Annotated in this window: 14 protein-coding genes and 1 other RNA gene; 4 read left to right on the top strand and 11 right to left on the bottom strand. The window is 64.3% G+C overall.

Annotated elements, in window-relative coordinates:
• Positions 1–85 precede the first annotated feature (85 nt).
• The 7 genes from ASF90_RS24310 to ASF90_RS16200 form a co-directional block, all read right to left on the bottom strand.
• Positions 86–865 carry an XVIPCD domain-containing protein gene (locus tag ASF90_RS24310; protein WP_236699289.1) on the bottom strand — a complete coding sequence of 260 codons (780 nt, stop codon included), beginning with the start codon at positions 863–865 and terminating at the stop codon, positions 86–88.
• 5 nt (positions 866–870) lie between these two features.
• Entirely contained in the window at positions 871–1,521 is a 651-nt protein-coding gene (locus ASF90_RS24315) for a hypothetical protein (protein ID WP_236699290.1), read from the bottom strand.
• Complete coding sequence (locus tag ASF90_RS16180) at positions 1,514–2,206, bottom strand: hypothetical protein (RefSeq protein WP_236699291.1); 693 nt, start codon at positions 2,204–2,206, stop codon at positions 1,514–1,516. The genes ASF90_RS24315 and ASF90_RS16180 overlap by 8 nt, the downstream gene beginning before the upstream one ends.
• Positions 2,207–2,614: 408 nt before the next feature.
• Positions 2,615–3,007: a DUF2628 domain-containing protein gene (locus tag ASF90_RS16185; protein WP_055852509.1), complete on the bottom strand. Its 393-nt coding sequence runs from the start codon at positions 3,005–3,007 to the stop codon at positions 2,615–2,617.
• Between the two features lie 150 nt (positions 3,008–3,157).
• The gene (locus ASF90_RS16190; protein ID WP_055852958.1) at positions 3,158–4,906 is read right to left on the bottom strand and encodes a diguanylate cyclase; all 1,749 of its coding nucleotides are present in this window, start codon (positions 4,904–4,906) and stop codon (positions 3,158–3,160) included.
• 148 nt (positions 4,907–5,054) lie between these two features.
• Positions 5,055–6,224 carry a glycerate kinase gene (locus tag ASF90_RS16195; RefSeq protein ID WP_055852513.1) on the bottom strand — a complete coding sequence of 390 codons (1,170 nt, stop codon included), beginning with the start codon at positions 6,222–6,224 and terminating at the stop codon, positions 5,055–5,057.
• A 96-nt stretch (positions 6,225–6,320) separates the two neighbouring features.
• Positions 6,321–7,559, bottom strand: a complete 1,239-nt coding sequence (locus tag ASF90_RS16200; protein ID WP_055852516.1) for a dipeptidase — start codon at positions 7,557–7,559, stop codon at positions 6,321–6,323.
• Between the two features lie 308 nt (positions 7,560–7,867).
• Here ASF90_RS16200 and ASF90_RS16205 point away from each other — a divergent pair, with 308 nt between their 5' ends.
• Positions 7,868–9,718 (top strand): Svx/AvrXca family virulence/avirulence protein, encoded by a 1,851-nt coding sequence (locus tag ASF90_RS16205; protein WP_055852519.1) that lies wholly within the window; start codon positions 7,868–7,870, stop codon positions 9,716–9,718.
• 338 nt (positions 9,719–10,056) lie between these two features.
• Here ASF90_RS16205 and ASF90_RS16210 read toward each other — a convergent pair whose 3' ends face one another.
• Positions 10,057–10,377, bottom strand: coding sequence for a hypothetical protein (locus tag ASF90_RS16210; protein ID WP_055852524.1), 321 nt, complete (start codon positions 10,375–10,377; stop codon positions 10,057–10,059).
• A gap of 315 nt (positions 10,378–10,692) precedes the next feature.
• Positions 10,693–11,859 (bottom strand): class I SAM-dependent rRNA methyltransferase, encoded by a 1,167-nt coding sequence (locus tag ASF90_RS16215; RefSeq protein WP_055852526.1) that lies wholly within the window; start codon positions 11,857–11,859, stop codon positions 10,693–10,695.
• Between the two features lie 265 nt (positions 11,860–12,124).
• On the opposite strand from ASF90_RS16215, the gene ASF90_RS16220 reads away from it, so the two are divergent.
• Entirely contained in the window at positions 12,125–13,081 is a 957-nt protein-coding gene (locus ASF90_RS16220; RefSeq protein WP_055852529.1) for a TerC family protein, read from the top strand.
• A gap of 414 nt (positions 13,082–13,495) precedes the next feature.
• Positions 13,496–14,281, top strand: a complete 786-nt coding sequence (locus ASF90_RS16225; RefSeq protein ID WP_055852532.1) for a rhomboid family intramembrane serine protease — start codon at positions 13,496–13,498, stop codon at positions 14,279–14,281.
• Positions 14,282–14,515: 234 nt separating this feature from the next.
• Here the strand turns inward: ASF90_RS16225 and ASF90_RS16230 are convergent, their stop codons facing one another.
• A complete protein-coding gene (locus ASF90_RS16230; RefSeq protein ID WP_055852536.1) occupies positions 14,516–15,616 on the bottom strand; it encodes a glycerophosphodiester phosphodiesterase in 1,101 nt (366 codons plus the stop codon).
• 77 nt (positions 15,617–15,693) lie between these two features.
• On the opposite strand from ASF90_RS16230, the gene ASF90_RS22670 reads away from it, so the two are divergent.
• Positions 15,694–15,768: non-coding RNA, sX9 sRNA (locus tag ASF90_RS22670), on the top strand.
• A 97-nt stretch (positions 15,769–15,865) separates the two neighbouring features.
• On the opposite strand, the gene ASF90_RS16235 is transcribed toward ASF90_RS22670, so the two are convergent.
• Positions 15,866–18,172 carry a TonB-dependent receptor gene (locus ASF90_RS16235; protein ID WP_055852540.1) on the bottom strand — a complete coding sequence of 769 codons (2,307 nt, stop codon included), beginning with the start codon at positions 18,170–18,172 and terminating at the stop codon, positions 15,866–15,868.
• Positions 18,173–18,242: the final 70 nt, after the last annotated feature.

The raw sequence follows: 18,242 nt of genomic DNA on the forward strand, positions 1-18,242 counted from the left end.
ATCAGGCGCTTGGCATTAAGCGATTGCAGGTGGGCGTGACTGGCGGTGATCTCTCAATTAGAGGCAGCCACGTCGGTGAGCACTTTCAAGGACCGCCCATGGTGATCCTTGGCTCCTGCTCCTGCTGCTGCTGCTGCTGCTGCTGATTTTGCTGCTGCGTCTGTTCCAACGCCTGCTGGCGGACCTGATCCTGCCTGATGGTTTCGGCCTGCTGAAGGTTCTGTTGTGCCGGTTCTTGCGCGGCTTGGCGACCATCGACATGCGTGTGGAACATTGGCGCGACCCCTATTCCATGTGGGGCGTAGACCGCAAAGACGTTGTGGGCCCCATCCCGGCCTAGGCCCCCGGTGACCTGGTCCACTTGCTTCAGCAACGGGTCTTCGGTCTGCTGCTTGTAAAGTGCAGCCGAAACATTTTTGCTTTCCTCGTCGCTCCAGTTCCCCGTGCCTTTGACCCAGTCGTGAATGCGGGCATAGGTCTGATGGTCGGCATGAGCGGGGCTGTCGGCCAGCACGGCCTGGTCGCGGGAGACGGACTGGGGCACCGTGTCCGGCTGACCGACGCCGCCTTTTCCGATCTGCCGCACCTCGGTGGGACGTAGCTGCCCGTCGGAAGTGTCGGTGAATCCAAAGGCTTTCCCCTGTCCACCCAAGGAAGTCCCCGCCGCCTGGACTTCTTCCACCGAACTGCCAAGCTCTTTCAGGTTGAGGCCAAGGCTCGGAATCGACTGGCTGGAAGCCTTGTCCAAGTCACGGGATACGGCAGCCCCGGCGGACACGACGTAAGACAAGTAAAGGGCGTTGTAGTCAGACTGCCCTAACGCGCCCAGCCCTTTACCGGACTGATCGAACTGACAAATCGCCACGGCTTTTACCGCAAGGCTGTCGATGCGGTTGTCGGTGTGCTGGATGCCTGGGCATCCATCTGAATGCCTGGAGCCAACCGCCCGTTCGTGACGCAGGGCGTAGTCGGGTCGAGGCGCTGAAGCAGTTCGGCTTGGCTGACGTCTGGGTCTTGGTGCTTGACCCGACTGGCCACCGAATTCATCGATACCAGTTCGGCGAGCGCTTCATTTTCCCGGGAAGCGTTGATGTATTCCTTTGCCAAAGGAGTGATTTCCACCGTTGCCTCGCCGTAGCGCGCACCCTCTTTGAGCGCCTCATCGATTCGATAGGACAGCTTGTAGGTGCTGATCTCATTGGAACGGGCCATCAAAGCGTGCCCCGTTTCGTGCCCTAGGACTCCGGTGAGCTGGTCTATCCGCTCTGACCGGGTCGGTCGTTGCAATACATCGGCGTTGACGCTGATCGTCTTTTCGCCGTGGTTGTAGTGCCCACCTTCGTTGGGCGTGCGAGCGAACTTGATGTGCTCAAGGTCGCCGTTGTCGATGGCTTTGGTCATCACCTCAATCAGATAAGGCGATGACTCCACCGCCTCGCGGAGGTCCTTGGCTGCACTTGGGGACAGAGACGATTGCTGCTCGGTCTCTTGGAGCATGCGCTCGATGCGGGTATCAGGCATCGCTGCGCTCCATCTCGAAGCGGACGATCGTCACGCAGGTCGGTGCGTCCCGTCGGTCAGGATTCGCGGCAATGTAGAGCCCAAGCGACGGGCCGACGACCTTGTGGAACGTGATTCGCTGATCATCGCCAAACGTGGGCACATACACCTGGAACCGATCAGCCTCCATCTGCTTCTTCAGCCCCTCGTAGGCCAGGCAGGCGTTTGGGGTGAGTGTCAGTTCCACCCGGTGCCCAGGGTGCTTGGGTGATGGCTTCCACACCGCCCATTCGTAAGTGCCCTGCCCCACACTGCCAGTCACCCCTGTGCGCTCATGTTTGGCGTCGGGAGGAAGCGCGATTCCCAACACGCGCTCCACATTGGCCGGGTCGGAGTCTGCTTGGACATGGAGAGCCTTGGCGAGTGCTTCGATCTGCTTCAGAAGCTGCTCTGGGGTGTGCTCAGCCCCTGGTTGCAATGCGGGATAGCCGTCCCAGGCCATCATTGGCGCCGAACGCTCAGGAGCGGCGGCATCGACAAGTGCGGCGACGCGGTCCTGCTCGCGCTTAAGGTCGGCGGAGGTGACATCCTGCATGGCTTTCTCCTGATGGGCATTCGACGGCTCCGCGCATGCGGCCAATACCAGCAGCAAAGCGCTGGTCGAAACAACTTTGGCAATGCGGTGCCCTTGGCGAAGAGAATCCATGGCCAACACTCCGGTGCTTGAAGGTTGGATAGCTTAATGCCAAGCCATAGATTTGCCTGATTAGCCCTGACCCTCAGCAGGATGTTTGTTGCAGTCCTGCAAATAGCTTCGTTTTCCTGGTGTTTTCCTTGATGTCCGCTCTAGGCGCCGCTGACGCGAGGAGCCGGTCCGAAGTTATTTCAGCCAGGACCTCATCGCGGTCTTGCATTGGGCGGATTTAGCGATAAGCGCGGAGGTGCTACAACTGAAGGTCAGGGCTAATCGGTAGATTTGCATCAGTGCGGCGCCCGCAGACAAGCGACGCCTCGCCTACTTTTTCGTCGCCACAAAAAAGCCCGGTCATCGGACCGGGCTTGGCGACACGTTGGCGACGGCGGGAGGGGCCGGCGCTGCGATGTTGCGGTGACGTCAGATCCAGCGCATGCCTTCGAACGGGTTCCAGCTGGTGCTGCCTTTGGCCTTGTCCAGGTAATAGGCGTAGTTGGCGATCATGCCGGTCAACAACGACATCGGCAGCCACAGCACATTCTGGAACGCGGCCGGCAGGAACGCGGCCACGATGCCCAGCACGAGGCTGATGCCAATCAGGCTCAACGCCTTGCGCCACAGGCCGATGATGAAGAAATAGATGCAGCCGAAGAAGAAGGCATAGAAATTCATGCCGATCTTGACCTTGTCACCGAAGCTCAGCGTCTTCAGTGCCTCCTTGTAGGTCGGCTCCTTGGGGCTGCCGTGACGGTCGAAGAAGTCGAAGCGAAACTGCCACTTGGGGCTGAGTTGGGTGCGATCGAAGGTATCCATTCCAATCCATGTAGTTGAAAACGGTTACATGATAGGCGATCGCGTATTCAGGAGCACGTGTTTTGGGGCAGATTCTGCAGCGTTGCAGGCCGCCAGCCACGCGCAACCGGCCTTGCCCGGCCACCCCCGAACGTCCCGCGCGGCCAGCCGCTAACGCTGCTGGCCGATCCCGGACCCGCGCCGCGCGCGCCGGATGGCGTAAAGCGAATGGTCGGCCCGGTCGACCACCGCGGTCAGCGCTTCGCCTTCCTGGCGCAAGGCCGTGCCCAGCGTGAACAGGATCGGCGCATCGTCGCCGGCCGCCGTGTAGGTGCGCACCAGCTCTTGCAGCTGCTGCTCGCTGGCCTGGTGCATTAGCACCAGAAACTCATCGCCGCCCAGCCGGACCAGGTGGTCCTGCCGGCGCAACGGGGCATTGAGAAACCAGGCCATCTGCACCAGCACTTCATCGCCGCGCTGGTGGCCGTAGGTGTCGTTGACCAGTTTGAACTTGTCCAGGTCCACCACCACACAGCCCCAGCGCACGCTGGCATCGCGCTTGTCCAGGTCGTCCAGGAAGCGGCGATTGAAGCAGTTGGTCAGCGGGTCGGTGAACGACCATTCCAGCAGCTGTTTTTCCTGCTGATGTTGGTTGGTGACGTCCTGGGCGTGGGCCAGGACGATGGTGGCGTCAGACTCAACGTCGAGCACGTTGTGGTATTTCCAGTGGCGCAGGCTGCCATCGCCGGCTACCAGCTCGATCACGCCGGAATCCTGGCCGTCGAGCACCATGCGCGACAGGTAGCCGCGCACGCCGTCATGCCGCTCCGGGCGGATCAGCTCGAACAGCGAGCGGCCCTCCATCTCTCCCACGCTGCGGCCCAGCGAGCGCGCTGCCGCCGGGTTCACGCTGACCAGGTGGCCATCCATGTCGTGGGTGCAGATCAGCCCCAGGCTGTACTGGAACATCTTGCGGAACTTGCGCTCGCTGGCGGCCAGCGCGTCCACCGCGCGATGGCGGTCGGTGACGTCCTGGATTGCACCGATCAGGCGCATGCGGCCGTCGACATGTTCCACCGCGCCGGTGCTGTGCACCCACAGGCGGCGGCCGGTGCTGCTGATCAATGGCAGCTCCAGATCCCAGGGCGTGCCGTCGCGCACGCACAGTTCCACCGCCTCGGTGATCACCGCGCGCGCCTCCAGCGGATAGAACGTGATGGCTTCGCCCAGCGTGGGCTGGTAGCCCGGCGGCAAGTCGTGCAGCCGGCAGGTTTCGTCGGACCAGGTCAGCGTATTGGTGCCGACATCCACTTCCCAGCCGCCAACGCCGGCCACCCGCCCGGTGCGCTCCAGAAACGCTTCGCTCTCGCGCAGACGCTGCTGCAGTTGGGCGTTGATGTCGGCGCGTTCGAGCATTACCCGGCGCTGCTCCAGGCCTTCGGCGGCCACTTTGGCCAGCTGTTGCAGAGCTGCCAGCTGGGCCGGCTGCAGCTGACGCGGGCGCTGGTCGATCACGCACACCGTGCCCATGCGCAGGCCATCGGGCAGCACGATGGGGGCGCCCGCGTAATAGCGGATGCCGGGTGTATCGGTGACCAGGGCGTTGCTGGAGAAGCGCGGGTCGGCCGGGGCATCGGGCACCTCCATCACCGCATCGCCCTGAATGGCATGGGCGCAGAACGCCAGCTCGCGCGGGGTCTCGGACACGCCCGGCAAGCCGATGTTGGCCTTCCACCATTGCCGATGCTCGTCCACCAGCGACACCAGCGCGATGGGCGTGCCGGCGATGGCCTGTGCGGCAGCCGCAAGGGCATCGAAGAACGGTTCGGATTCGGTATCGATCACCTGCAACAACGCCAGCCGCGCCAGACGCTGCGCCTCGCTGGTGGTGGATGACACAACGGTATCGCGCTGATTCAACGGCAAGCTCGCTCGTGCCCGTGCAATCCGCCCAGTCTAGCGGACTGTGCATGAGTGCCAATCGGCGCATCCGTGCGCCGGGACACAGGATGCGCTGCGGCCGCTGTGCAGGGGGTGGACGCCCGCTTGGCCTGGTTCACGTGATCCCTCATTCGCGGCGGTCGGCGGCAGAGCGCTGCATCAGCGCGCCGCCCACCTGCAGCGCTGCCGCCAGGTTGCGTGCGGTGACGCGGACATTGCGGGCAGCGTCGGCCAACGCCTGCTCCAACGTGCAGGCGCCAGGCACCACCGAGAACAGCGCAGCGATGCCCTCCGCGTGCAGCTGTTCAGCGCCGTTGCCCAGCGATCCGGCAATGGCGATGACCGGGATACCGTGCCGCTGCGCCAGGCGTGCCACGCCCACAGGAGTCTTGCCGCGCAGGCTCTGGCTGTCGACACGGCCTTCGCCGGTGATCACCAGATCGGCCTGTGCGATCAGCGCTTCCAGCCTCAGCGCCTGGGCGACAACCTCCACGCCTGGACGCAACTGCGCGCCCAGGAACGCCACCAACCCGGCGCCCAGCCCGCCGGCCGCGCCGCCGCCAGGCAGCGCGTGCAGGCGTACGCCCAGCTCGCGCTGCACCACATCGGCGTAGTGCCGCAGGTTGGCGTCGAGTTGGCGCACCATCGCCGGGGTGGCGCCCTTTTGCGGGCCGAACACTGCCGAGGCACCGGTCGGCCCGATCAGCGGGTTGTCGACATCGCAGGCCACCTCGATGTGGCACTGCTGCAGCCGCGCGTCCAGGCCAGCGGTGTCGATGCGCGCCAACGCCGCCAGTGCCCCACCGCCGGAGCCGATCGGCGCACCGTGCGCGTCCAGCAGCCGCGCGCCCAGCGCCTGTGCCATGCCGGCGCCGCCATCGGTGCTGGCGCTGCCGCCGATGCCGATGATGAAACGCCGCGCGCCGGCATCCAGCGCGGCCAGGATCAACGCACCCACTCCGGCAGTACTGGCGTGCAGCGGCGCGCGCTGTGCTGGCGGTATCAGGGCCAGCCCGCTGGCGGCGGCCATTTCGATCACCGCGGTGGCGCCGTCGCCGGTCAGGCCGAAGAAGGCCTGTACCGGCGTGCCGAGCGGGCCGCTGACCGTGCATGCGATCACCCGCCCGCCGGTGGCAGCGACCAACGCATCCACGGTGCCTTCGCCACCATCGGCCATGGGCACGGTGGTGTAGTGCCACTGCGGGAATACCTCGGCAAACCCCGCTTCGATCTGCGTGGCCACCGCGCGCGCGGACAAGCTCTCCTTGTACGCATCCGGGGCGATGACGACTCTCACCAGCGACGCGCCTGCGGACGTGCCTGCGATAGGGGACAAGGCGCGGCCGCGCCGATGCGCTGCGGCAATGCCACCTGCAAGGTGCGGTACATCGCCCTACGTCGCCTTGGCCTGCCTGGCCGCGTAGTCCTGCGCCTGTTGCATCACCCGCAGCAGGTTGCCGCCCCAGATGCCGGCGATCTGCGCTTCGGTATAGCCCTTGCGCTGCAGCCAGGCGGTGATGCGCGGGAGCTTGGAAACATCTTCCAGCCCGACCACACCACCGCCGCCATCCCAATCCATGCCGATACCCACGTGGTCGGGCCCGACCACGGCCAGCACGTGTTCCAGATGGGCGAAGAAATCCTCTTCGGTGGCACGCTTGATTGGGTAACGCGCATCCAGCGCCTTGAGCGCGGCGCTCAGGCGGGAGCCGTCGGCGATCTTGACGTGTTCCCAGCCGCCGTACTGGTCAGTCAGCGCCTTTTCGGCGGCTTTACGCTCGGCACTGGCACCGCTGTCGACCAGATAGCCACCGTAGGAGTTCACCTGAATCACGCCACCGTGCTCGGCCAGCACCTTCAAGCGTGCATCGTCGATGTTGCGCGGATGGTCGTACACCGCACGCGCGCCGCTGTGCGAGAGCACGATCGGTACCGGCGATAGCGCAATCAACTGATCGAACACCGCATCGGAGGCGTGCGATTGATCGATCACGATGCCCAGCGCTTGCGCCTGTTGCACCAGTTGCTTGCCGGCCGGACTCAAGCCCTTCCACTCCGGACCCTTGGGGTCGGTGGCCGAGTCAGCGAACTCGTTGTTGAGAAAGTGCACCGTGCTCATCAGGCGCAGCCCCTGCGCGTAATAGAAGCGCAGCAGCGTGGGGTCGGCGACCAGCGGGCTGGCATTTTCCATGCTGATGTACACCACCCGCTTGCCATCGGCCTTGATGCGCGCTGCATCGGCGGGCGTGCTCGCAAACGCAAACCGCTGCGGCTGTGCGGCCAGCAGTTGATGGATCTTCATCAGCCGCTGCAGCCCGGCATCGCGGTCATCGAGATGGGCGGCGGCGCTGCGATTGCCCTGGCCGGTGTAGACCGCCCAGAACCCGCCATCGAGCGCGCCGTCGACCATGCGCGGGTAATCCACTTGCGACAGGCGATTGCCGGCATGCGCCTGCAACATATCGAAGTCGGGCCGCTCCAGATTGGCCGGCGTATCCAGATGCGAATCCAGGGTGACCAGGCGCTTTTGCAGCGCGGTGGCGCGCGCCAACTCGGCCTTGGAAAACTCCAGCGCATGCGCCGAGCCAGCCAGGCTCAGCAACACGGCCACACATCGCAGTTGAAGATTCATGCGCGCTCGCAAACAGGTGGGGTCATCCGATCATAGCCGCAGCGCGGCCGCGCGCTGGCCGCGCGTTGTGCACGCAAATGGCCCGGTCATGGCACGCACAAGTTCAACCAGCGCCACACCACGAGCGCCGAACGCGTTGCAGTTCTAAAAAATACACTGCCAAAGCAATTGCGCGGCGGTCGGCGCTGCGCACACTTGCGCGGCCGTCGCTGGCGGCATCCCCCACTCCCGATACCCGCAGATCGCCGTGCTTTCAGCGCGCGACGTGCGGGTGTGCGCAACACCTTCCCTCTTGGCGAGATCCCTCTATGTCCATCGCATCGCGTGCGCTGCCCCGGCGCTTGCTCACCCTTGGTTTGATCGCCACCGGCCTTGGCGCGGCCTCCACCGCGAGTGCGGCCTGCACCGCCGGCACCTGGACGGCGCGCGTCAATGAAATCGGCATGCCGCCGGTGCGCTACGAAACCGCGCATTTCGCCTTCCGCTGGAATGGTAACGGCGTCTCCGACGCGGATGTGCGTGCGGCCGGCGCGCATCTGGAAATGGTCTGGGACACCTTCATCAATCGTCTGCAATTTCCCGAGCCGTTCTGCAATGTCGCCACCAAGTACAAGGCCAACCTGCATCTGGACCCGAGCTTCGGCCTGAGCGGCGGTGCCACCAGCAGCGGCGGCATGGGCATGTGGATGGCGCCGGGCGGCCTGCGCGACCATTGGGGTCTGGCGCACGAACTCACGCATGCACTGCAGTATCAGGCTGGCGGCTTGCAGGAGTCCGAATACACCGGCTGGATCTGGGAATCGCACGCCAATTGGATGACCCATCAGCTGCCGGAATTCCACGGCAGCGACGTGCATTGCTCCAGCATGCTGGTGAACTACCCGCACGTGTATCTGGGCTCCACGCGCGACCGTTATTGCAACTGGCAGTTCATGGAGTATCTGAAGAACCGCTACGGCTACGCCATCATCAACGACATGTGGAGCAAGGCACCGCGCATCGATAACCCGGCGCGTCGCAGCGCCGATCCGTTTTCGGTCATCAAGACCAACATGGGTTGGACGCAGTCGCAACTGAACGATGTGTTCGGCGACTGGGCCATGCGCAACGTCAACTGGGATTACACCAATCCCGACGGCAGCGACCAGGGCGTGCTGTATCGCGCGCGCTACGGCAGCAATCTGTCGTTCGACCCGCAGCGCACCCAGGACTGGGACAACCGCGACCGTGCGCTACGCATGACCGTGCTCGACCCGGTGGCCGGCCAGGCCAACCGCTATCGCGTGCCGTTCGAATGGGCACCGCAGCGCTGGGGCTACAACCTGGTACAGCTGATCCCCGCCAGCGGCGCCGCCACGATCCAGGTCGCCTTCGAGGGCCAGGTGCAGAGCGCAGCAGCGGTCACCAGCCTGCCCGGCCTGCTCAACGATCCGTCCAGCATTCCCACCCCGGACTCGGACTGGCGCTGGGGCGTAGTGGCCATCGACAGTGCCGGCAAGGCGCGTTACAGCACGCTGCAGCGCGGCGCCAAGGCCAGCGTCAGCATGTCGCTGAAGAGCGGCGACCGCGCGGTGTATCTGATGGTGATGGGCGCGCCCAGCACCATGCAGCAGATCAAGTGGGACCAGTCCTACTACGCGATCTACCGCTACCCGTGGAGCGTGACGCTGACCAATGCCGCGCCAGCCGGCAGCCAGCCCAATGCGCCCACACCCACCCCGGTGGGACGTCGTCATGCCAACGGCGGCGGCTGGGTCGCCAACACCGCCAATGTCGCCTCCACCGCCTACGTGGGGCCACGCGCACGCGTGCTGGCCGGCAATGTGCTGGGCAATGCACGCATCGATGACCGCGCCACGGTGATGGGCGGCACGGTGCAGGGCAATGCGGTGCTCGGCGGGCTCACCGTGTGGCATCCGGGCGCCACCATCGGTGCCACTGCGCAGGCGCATACCGTGTTCATGGGCCCGGGTGCGTTCGGCGCCATCAACGTCGGCGGCACCGCACAGCTGCGTGGCGATGTCGAAGAACAAGGCGCTTCGCCCACCCAGGGCGTGTTCTACGGGTTTGTCGATCCGGCCACGATGACCAACCCGGAGTTTGGTGCAGACCTGCGCCAGGCGGTGCCGGAAATCACCGCGCGGCCAGCCGGCTGGTGATCTTGCACAGCTGCAGCGGGTAGCTGCGCATCAGCGCAAGAAGACTCTACACACAGGCCAGGGACGGCCATCGTTGTGCGCGCACAACGCACACGCCGCATGCGCGCGTCATTGGCAAGTGTGGTTTGTTCGGCCTGTGCACGTCGCGTTTGGTTTGTCTGTTTTGACCACGTCACGCACCACAGCTGCAAGGTGTTGAAAGCAGCGCGTGGTCCTGTGTGACGAATGGGTTTGAGAGCGATCGCAAGCAGGCGTGTGCTTGCATGCAGCGCTATGGCCGCAGGCACACCAGCACTGCACATCGACGCTACCGTGCACGCTGCACGTCCAACGCAGGCTCAATCGTCGAGTTCGGCCAGCCGTGCGCGCAGGCTTTCCACATCGATATGCTCGCGCACATGCGGCCATTGCCGCGCCCACACCGAGCGGAACACGATCCACGCGCCGAACACGCCCAGACAGGTGGAGCCCAGCGCCAGCAGCAACGGGTGCAGCGGCGAGCCGGTGCCGGTCTGGAACAGATACATGAACGCCCCCGAAAACAGCAGCCACACGCCAAACACCGGCCAGTTGTTGGCCAGCAGGCTGGCATTGGGCCGCTCGATCTCGCGCAGCAACCGGCGCAAGGCCTTGCGTTCGTCTTCGTCGCTGGACGTCATCGGCTGGCGCTCCCTAGTGAATATCTGCGTTGAAGTCCCGGCTGCAGTGCGCTGCCATCACCCATTGCCATCGCGCGCAGACCTGCATCCGCTGCGCGATGACGATGACCGTACCGCCTCACCTGCACCACATGGAACAGCACACGCCACGCGCTGCGGCGGCAGATGCGAGCACCCACCGTGCACCGCTTACCTGCAGTGCAACGCAGCCACACAGCGGCGCCGTCATCGGGCCGCCACGACTGCCATGCCACCGCCGGTGCCCAACCACGCAGCGGGCGCTACGCATCGCCCGCTGCCTCATCACTACCGCTGTCACATCACGCGGCAGAACACGGCCTTGAGATAGCGCGATTCCTGCACGTGCGCCATGAACGGATGGTCCGGGCCGGCACCGGCCACTTTCAGGATCTGGATGGTGCGGCCGGAGAAATACGAGGCGCGGCGCAGCATGTCCAAAAACTCCTGCTCGGCCACCAAGCCGGTGCACGAGAAGGTGGCGAACAGGCCACCGGGCTTGACCACGCCCAGCGCCAATTTATTCATGTCCAGGTACTTCTTCAGCGCCGGGATCACCTGTTCGCGGTCGCGGGTCATCTTGGCCGGGTCCAGGATCACCACATCGAACTGATCGCCGCGATTGGCCGCATCGCGCAGCCACGGAAAGATATCGGCCTGCACGAATTTCGGACGCACGTTGTTGAGCTTGGCGTTGCCCTTGGCAATGGCGATGACGTCTTCGTCGATATCCACGCCCAGCACCTCGGCCGCACCGCGCGCGGCCGCATACACCGCAAAGCCACCGGTGTTGCAGCACAGGTCCAGCACGGTCTTGCCTTCCACCTGCTCGCTCAGCCACTGGCGGTTATCGCGCTGGTCGGCAAAGAACCCGGTCTTGTGCGCGCCGGCCGGGTCGGCACGGAACTTGATGCCGTGCTCGGTGATCACGGACGCTTCGGTGGTGGTGTTGCTGTGGAAGTCGAAGCTTTCCTGCTTTTGCACGTGTTCGTCGGCAAAGCTGTGGAAGCGGCAACCCGGGAACTGCTCGCGCAGCGCCTCGTAGATCCACTCACGATGGCGGAACATGCCGGCGGCGAAGAACTCCACCACCACCAGGTCGCTATAGCGGTCCACCACCAGGCCGGACAGGCCGTCGCCTTCGCTATGCACCACGCGCCAGGCATCGGAGACACCGTCGAGCTTGAGCCAGTCGCGGCGCAGGCTCACCGCCGCGGCGATCTTGCGCGAAAACCAGCCCGCATCCACCGGCACCGACTGGTCGGTTTCCAGGATGCGCACGGCGATGCGCGAGTGGCCGTTGTAGAAGCCGCGGCCGATCCATTCCCCATCCACGCCGACCACATCGACGATGGTGCCGGGTTTGGGCTTGGCGATGGGCTTTTCGACCAGCTTCTGGAAGATCCACGGGTGGCTGGAACGCCACGCATTCTTGAGTCGGACGACGGGGACAGGAGTATTCATTCACCTATTGTATCCGGCTGGATTGACGTGCCCGTCCCCGGCACGCAGAATCGGCCCCAGAAGGGGAGTAGCTCCCAACGTTGTCGCCGTCATTACGAGTCCTGCTCCGGCAGACGCTCCGGTGCAACGGCAACCGGTCTGGCCGGTTGCGAGCGAGACCTTCGCCGCGCAGGCGAAGGTCCGTCACCCGGAATCCACGATTTCCGTGTCACAAGGCCTCAGCCCAACCGGCTGTCCAGGTCGTTTCACTTTTCGGGATTCTTTTATGCAAACCATTGGCAATGTCTGGTTATGGGGCGGTTTCGGGGCGGTGGTGATCGCCGCGCTGCTGATCGATCTGGTGCTGATGCGCCATGGCGGCGCCCACAAGGTCACCTTCAAGGAAGCCACCTGGTGGAGCATCGGCTGGGTGCTGCTGGCGCTGGCCTTCAATGCCGGGCTGTGGTGGTACCTGCAGGGCACCATGGGCGATGCGCGGGCCGATCAGATCGGGCTGCAGTTTCTGACCGGCTACCTGGTCGAAAAATCGCTGGCGGTCGACAACATCTTCGTGTTCCTGATGGTCATGACCTACTTCGGCGTGCCCGAAGAACAGCGCCAGCGCGTGCTGATCATCGGGGTACTGGGCGCCATCGTGCTGCGCGCGATCATGATCTTCGCCGGCTCGATGCTGCTGGCCAAGTTCCATTGGCTGCTGTACGTGTTCGGTGCGTTTCTGCTGCTGACCGGCATCAAGATGTGGTTCTCCGCTGGCAAGGAGCCGGATCTGGAGACCAACCCGGTGTTGCGCTGGATGCGCAGCCATCTGCGCCTGAGCCCGCAGTACCACGGCAACCTGCTCAGCGTGATCAAGGATGGCAAGCGCTGGTTCACCCCGCTGTTTGTGGTGTTGATCCTGATTGCGGTGATCGACGTGATCTTTGCGGTGGACAGCATCCCGGCGATCTTTGCGATCACCACCGACCCGTTCATCGTGCTGACCTCCAACGTGTTTGCGGTGTTGGGCCTGCGCGCGATGTTCTTCCTGCTGGCCGGCATGGCCGACCGCTTCCACCTGCTGCCGTACGGCCTGGCGGTGATCCTGGTGTTCATCGGCACCAAGATGATGATCATCGATCTGTACAAGATCCCGGTGCTGGTCTCGCTGGCGGTCGTGGTCACGATCCTGGTGGCCACCATCATGCTGAGCCTGTTGCGCCCGGCCAAGCCTGCCGGGCACTGACCGGCCGGGAATCGGGAATCGGGAATCGGGAATCGGGAATCGGCAATCGGCAATCGGCAATCGGCAATCGGCAATCGGCAATCGGAGTTGTGCTTTGCTGCAGATGGTGGTGCAAGGGACGCCGCGGTTTCGCTTCGTCTCTTGCCACTGAGCCGGGTCGTGGTCTTCGGCCTTGATCGGTGGCTACGCCGCCCACTGCTCGGCTGGGCCGCAGCGCACCACAGGCGATACCGGAACATCGGCGCCGCGCCCTGGTTGCCACCCGATCCTCTGCGGTGAATTGTTTGCCGCCGCGGCCTGCCTGCCGGGCGTTGCATCAGCCCGGCAGGCGGCGGGATTGTCCCGTCGCCGGATCCGGTTATCCCGCGCTCACGGGGCTTGCAAAGGCAAAACCACGCCGCCATCCGTGAATGTATGACACCGCATTCTGTTGCCTCCGATGCCACCACCCAGAGCCGCCTGGACCGCTCGCGGGTCCTGCGCGCCTTCAACATCAGCTTGGCCGCCGTGTTGCTACTGGTGGCGGTGTTCACCGCGCAAGGCATGTTCGACTGGCGCGCCTGGGCGGTCGCGCCACTGCAGGCCGACGGGCTGATCGGCATCCTCACCGCGCCGCTGTTGCACGGCTCGCTCGCGCATCTGGGCGCCAATGCGGCGGCGCTGCTGATTCTGGGCACCTTGGCCGGCAGCGTGTACCCGCGCGCCACCGCCATGGCATTGCCGCTGCTGTGGCTGGGCTCGGGGCTGGGCGCGTGGCTGCTGGGCGAGCCTGGCAGCCGCCACCTGGGCGCCAGCGGCGTCACCCACGGCCTGATGTTTCTGGTGTTTGTGCTGGGCCTGCTAAGGCGCGACCGCCCGGCCATCGCCACCAGCATGATCGCCTTCCTGTTCTACGGCGGCATGTTGGTGACCATCCTGCCGCACGAAGCCGGCGTGTCCTGGCAATCGCATCTGGGCGGCGCGGTGGCCGGCTTGATCGCCGCGCTGCTGCTACGCCTGCGCGACCCGCAGCAAGCCAAGCCGCGCTACAGCTGGGAAGATGAGGACGAGGACGCCGCCTGGGAAGTGCGCGACGCCGAGCACGCGATGCTGGAACCACCGCCGCCGCGTCAGGTACCGGTGCTGTGGCAACGCCAGGACGACGGCTCGGAAAACGTGGTACTGCATTTCCCGCCGCGCGAGCGCCCACCAGGTACTTAGTACCTGCATGAAACGATGATCGAAACGATGCTGAGCTCCCGTAGGAGCGTGCCTGCGCGCGACGGGGCGTTACCGACGATGCCAGGCACGATAGGTGTCCGAGGATCACGCAACGTGAGCGTTGCTGCAACACGAAGTGCGTCGTCATCGCATCCCGCGCGAGTGTGCCCGCGCGCGATGCAGCTACCCCGGTGATGCCCGTCGCGCTCAGGCGCGCTCCTACGAACGCGCTACCTATCGCGGTGCTTGCCCGCGCAACGCACGCCGCGCCAGACCCGGATCATCGGCAAAGAACGCATCGATGCCCGTGTCTAGATAGGTCTTGAGCTCGGCCAAGGCACCTGCGTCGTTACGCTCGGTCACCGCGCCGCTACTGCGGTTATCGGCGGCCAGAAAGTAATTTTCCGGACGGAACGTATACGGCTGCACCTGCAATCCGGCTGCATGCGCATCGCGCACCAGGCTGGTCGGCGTACCCAGCCGTTGCTGCGCGTCCAGCGGAATGATGGCGCGGATATCCGGCCCGATCGCATCGGCGTAGCTGGCAACCTGCTTGAGCCCGGCCGGGGTCATTAACTGCGCATAGGTGCCGGGCGCGTCGCCCTTGCCCGCATCGGGCAACGGCATCTGCGCCCCACCCAGCAACTGCAGCAGGCGGATGTTGCTTTGCCGCCCGATCTTGCCGCGCAGGTACCGCAGATTGCCGGTCTCGAACGACTGAATCACCACCGGCGCCGTGCGCGTATACGCATGCGCGTGCAAGGCGGCCAGCACCTTGTCTTCCATCGGCAAACCGAGCGCACTGAAATAACTCGGATGCTTGATTTCCGGAATCAGCCCGATCGTGCGCCCGGTTGCGGCAGATTCGGCTGCGACGAAATCGATGATCTCGTCGAAGGTCACGATCTGAAACTGCCCGTCCCAGCGCGTGCCACGCAGTTGCGGCAACCGCTCGCGCGCGCGCAGCGTCTTCAACTCGTTCAAGCTGAAGTCTTCGGTGAACCAGCCTTCCATCGATTGCCCATCGATGGTCTTGCGGGTCTTGCGCGCGGCAAACTCCGGGTGACTGGCCACATCGGTGGTGCCACCGATCTCGTTCTCGTGGCGCGCCACCAGCACGCCATCTTTGGTGGACACCAGATCTGGTTCGACAAAATCGGCGCCATCGACGATCGCCTTGGCGTAAGAGGCCAAGGTGTGTTCCGGGCGCAACGCACTGGCGCCACGGTGCGCAAAGATCTGCACCGTCTTGGCCAACGGCGCCTCGGCCAAAACGGGCCCGCTCATGCTGACCATCATCGCTCCCAACACCAACGCACGGTGGAACTGCATCATGCCTCTCTCCTACGAAAAAGCAGCCATCAACACCACCGCGTCATCGCCATACCAGCTTGGCCGACGATCGAGCAGAGATGCACGCCCGTGCATCCCGCTTCCTCCGCATCGTCCGCGCCCGCCCGACAATCACTCGCTAGGTGGTGTCAGCCACTCTAAGACTATTCACGTCGATCAACATCGGAAATCAATCAGCAGCAACCAGACCTGCTGTTAGGATTCCCGATTCCCCATTCCCAAATCCCGTCCTCAGAACTTGGCATCCAGCGTCAAGAACACCTGCCGCGGCGCACTGGCGTGGAACGCCAACTGCCGCCCATTCGGATCGCTGTTGGCGAACGCGGTGAGGTTGGAGGCGTAGCGCTTGTCGGTGAGGTTGGTGACGTTGAGCGAGAGCTTGAGCGACTGCAGCACGCTGACCTGGCCGAACTCATAGCCGGCACCGGCATCGAATGACGTGTAACCGCCAAAGCCCTGATCGTTGGTGTAGGTGTAGAAGCGTTCACCGGTGTACTTGCCGCGCAGGTTGACGTTCCAACCGGCGTAATTGAAGGCGATTTCGCTAGCGAACATGCGCTTGGGCGTATCCACCGTGGTCTTGCCGGCGGTGGCAATGGTCACCCCGTTCTGCACGTAGTTGTCGTCGTAGGTGGAGCGGTTGATCGACGCCGAGTTGTACCACTGCAGGTAGCTGGTGGGCTTCCAGATCACCGTCAGTTCGCCACCGCGGCTGCTCACCGAGCCCACGTTGAAGAAGCGCGTGGTGCAGGCCGGCGTGGTGCCCTGCTGGATGCTGGGGCAGGGATTGAGCGAGAGCAGACGGTTGTCGAAGGTGACGTCATAGCCCACCAGCGAGGCCTCGAAGCGATCACGCACGAAGCGGTAACCGGCTTCCATGGTGCGCGACTTTTCCGGCTCCAGCGCACCGACGCTGGCATCGAACGAAGCTTGGGTCACCAGCAACGGACCACCGGCGCCGCCGCCCTGAAACGCAGCGATGTTTTCTGCGTAGGAGGCAAACACTTCCTGGCCTTCGGCAAGGCGATAGCCCAGCCCGATCTGCGGCAGCACCGACTCGCTGGCCTTGATCGAACCAGTGGCCACCGGCGCTTCCACCGCGATGCCCGGCGTCTCGCGTGCGGTCATTTCGGTGCTCGGGCTCTTGATGCCCAGATCCAGGCTCAGGCGCTCGTCGAGAAACTTGAAACTACCCTGCACGTAGAACTGCCGGGTGGTGATCACGTAGTTCTGCGAGAACAGCCGACGGTTGGGATTTTGCAGAAACTTGTCGTCGTCCACCGGCCCGGTGATCCAGTAGAAATTGCGCTCCACATCGTGGTGATTGCGCTCGTACCACAGCCCGGCTTCCAGATGATGCGGGCCAAGGTCCCAACCCAGCGAGGCGATGCCGCCGGTGCGGTTGATCCAGTAATTGGTGCTGCGGATCGAGATCGGCAGTGCCTGCGGTGTGCCCGGATTGGAGGCCTGGCCCGGCGACCACCAATGGCCCTGCCCCTTGTTTTCATGGTGATACACCTGCGTGTGCAGGCTGATCGCATCGTTGGGCTGGAAGTCGCCGGCGACATAGAACAGATCGTCGTCGCGCAGCGCACGGCTCTGGTAGTACGCGTCGTCGACGTTATCCACGCCACCGCTGAAGCCGCAACGTGCGGCATTGCGCGTGGCCGGCGCGCAGTACGCGGCCGCCAGTGCACGGTTCCAATCTGGTGCGTACAGATTCCAGTCCCAGCCCAGACCACGTGCCATGCCGCTCTTGGACAGATAGGAATAATCGGCCTGCGAGGTGCGCGAGGTATCGGCGAAAGCAGTCAGCTTGCCGCCGTCGAACTGGTACACGCCCTTGGCGTTGAACTGCCGCGTGGTGGTCGGCGATTCCGGACGCGCCCACATGTCCGCGGTGGCTTCGATTCCCGACAGATACGCAGAAAAGCCGTTGTAATCGCCGGTATCTACGCGCAGGAAAGTGCGACGGTTGGCATCGGACCCCAGCGTCTGCGAGACCTGCCCGCCGAACACGCTGGACGGGTCGGCCGAGTAGTACTGGATGGTGCCGCCGAGGTTGCTGGTGGACGCCGTGCCCAACGCACCGATGCCCGAGGCCAGCTCCACGCCACCAAAGTTTTCTGCGATCAACGCGCGGCTGATGTTGAGGCCGTTGTAGTTGCCATAGGCGTTATCGCCCAGCGGCAGACCGTCGAGCGTATAGCCCAGACGCGTGCCATTGAAGCCACGCAGGCTGATCGTCTGCGATTCTTCATTGGCACCGAAGGCATCGTTGGATTGCACGTTGACGCCCGGCATGCGGTTGAGCAGCTTCTGGATGCTGGTGCCCGGCGGCAGCACCGGAATGTCCTGCTGGGTGATGCGCTGCACCTGACGCGTTTCGCCCTGGCCAATCACCGACACCGCATCGAGCTGCTGCACGGTGGAGCCGGTATCGGCGGACACGTCGGCCGGCGTATCGGCGGCATGCGCGGCCGGCGACAACACAAGCGCAGTGAGAACGGCAGCACTTAAGAGATGGGTCTTGGGCATGAGTGGCGTTGGGGGACGAGTCAAAAGATGACGGCAAGCGTGCGACAGCTGTCTTGCGTCGATGCGACGC

It is taken from the genome of Xanthomonas sp. Leaf148, assembly GCF_001423585.1.
In the GTDB taxonomy this organism is placed as follows: Bacteria; Pseudomonadota; Gammaproteobacteria; order Xanthomonadales; family Xanthomonadaceae; genus Xanthomonas.

Excerpts from the sequence above, each read along its gene's own strand:
- ASF90_RS16220 (WP_055852529.1), top strand. The coding sequence starts at position 12,125 with ATGCAAACCATTGGCAATGTCTGGTTATGGGGCGGTTTCGGGGCGGTG.
- ASF90_RS16215 (WP_055852526.1), bottom strand. The coding sequence starts at position 11,859 with ATGAATACTCCTGTCCCCGTCGTCCGACTCAAGAATGCGTGGCGTTCC.
- ASF90_RS16235 (WP_055852540.1), bottom strand. The coding sequence starts at position 18,172 with ATGCCCAAGACCCATCTCTTAAGTGCTGCCGTTCTCACTGCGCTTGTG.
- ASF90_RS16180 (WP_236699291.1), bottom strand. The coding sequence starts at position 2,206 with ATGGATTCTCTTCGCCAAGGGCACCGCATTGCCAAAGTTGTTTCGACC.
- ASF90_RS16200 (WP_055852516.1), bottom strand. The coding sequence starts at position 7,559 with ATGAATCTTCAACTGCGATGTGTGGCCGTGTTGCTGAGCCTGGCTGGC.
- ASF90_RS16225 (WP_055852532.1), top strand. The coding sequence starts at position 13,496 with ATGACACCGCATTCTGTTGCCTCCGATGCCACCACCCAGAGCCGCCTG.
- ASF90_RS16210 (WP_055852524.1), bottom strand. The coding sequence starts at position 10,377 with ATGACGTCCAGCGACGAAGACGAACGCAAGGCCTTGCGCCGGTTGCTG.
- ASF90_RS16205 (WP_055852519.1), top strand. The coding sequence starts at position 7,868 with ATGTCCATCGCATCGCGTGCGCTGCCCCGGCGCTTGCTCACCCTTGGT.
- ASF90_RS24315 (WP_236699290.1), bottom strand. The coding sequence starts at position 1,521 with ATGCCTGATACCCGCATCGAGCGCATGCTCCAAGAGACCGAGCAGCAA.
- ASF90_RS16185 (WP_055852509.1), bottom strand. The coding sequence starts at position 3,007 with ATGGATACCTTCGATCGCACCCAACTCAGCCCCAAGTGGCAGTTTCGC.
- ASF90_RS16230 (WP_055852536.1), bottom strand. The coding sequence starts at position 15,616 with ATGATGCAGTTCCACCGTGCGTTGGTGTTGGGAGCGATGATGGTCAGC.